We start from the raw sequence: 912 nt of genomic DNA on the forward strand, positions 1-912 counted from the left end.
GGCCGGTGAGATGGAGTTCGATCGTCCGACTTGGCTCGCGGCCGTCCGGATCCGGGAAAGTGCTGCTCAAGTCGCCATAGGTCAGGACTCGGCGGCCGTTGTCTCGTAAGCCAATACCGGGATCGTTTAGCCTATGAGTCGGGCTCATGGTCTGCATATCCACCAGTGGGTTATTGGACTCTGAGGGCGGGTGCGATTGCATACCTCCGCTCATACCCGCCATCCCAGAGTGGTCCATCCCTGACATCCCAGCCATTTTGCTGTGATCCATTCCGGACATTGCGCCCATGCCGCCCATTCCCTGCATGTCACCGTGGTTCATACCGGACATGTTGCTATGGTCCATCGCACCCATGTCGCCCTGCATGCCGCCGCCATGGTCCATGCCCGCCATACCGCCCATACTGCCGTGATCCATCCCCATATCGTCCATGGTGATTAGCGGTCGAGGATCGGTTTCTGGAACAGGAGCGCTCAGCCCTTCGGCAACCGCTAGCGTGCCACGGGCGTACCCTGTGCGGTCCATCGATTGGGCGAAGATCGTGTAAGCCTGCTCGGTTGCAGGCTCGACAATCACATCGTAGGTCTCTGCCACGGCAATGCGGAATTCGTCGACGCTAACGGGGTTGACGTATTGGCCGTCGGCTGCGACTACAGTCATCTTCAGCCCTGGAATGCGGACATCGAAATAGCTCATGGCCGAGCCGTTGATGAACCGCAGACGAAGCTTCTCGCCGGGCTTAAAGATACCGGTCCAGTTCCCGTCGGGTGCTTGGCCGTTCATTAAGTAGGTATAGGTGTAGCCACTTACGTCGGCGAGGTCGGTGGGGCTCATCTTCATCTGAGCCCACATCTTCCGATTTGCAATCGTTGCGGCCCACCCGTCTTCGCTCACATCGTTAATGAAGTCTC

The 912-nt window shown here is 58.4% G+C and carries 1 pseudogene; it reads right to left on the bottom strand.

Annotated features, from left to right (window positions below):
- Nucleotides 1–912: pseudogene (locus RT21_RS22845) on the bottom strand (copper oxidase); the annotation flags it as partial.

It is taken from the genome of Pseudomonas sp. 10B238 (genome assembly GCF_000970615.1).
GTDB lineage: Bacteria > Pseudomonadota > Gammaproteobacteria > Pseudomonadales > Pseudomonadaceae > Stutzerimonas.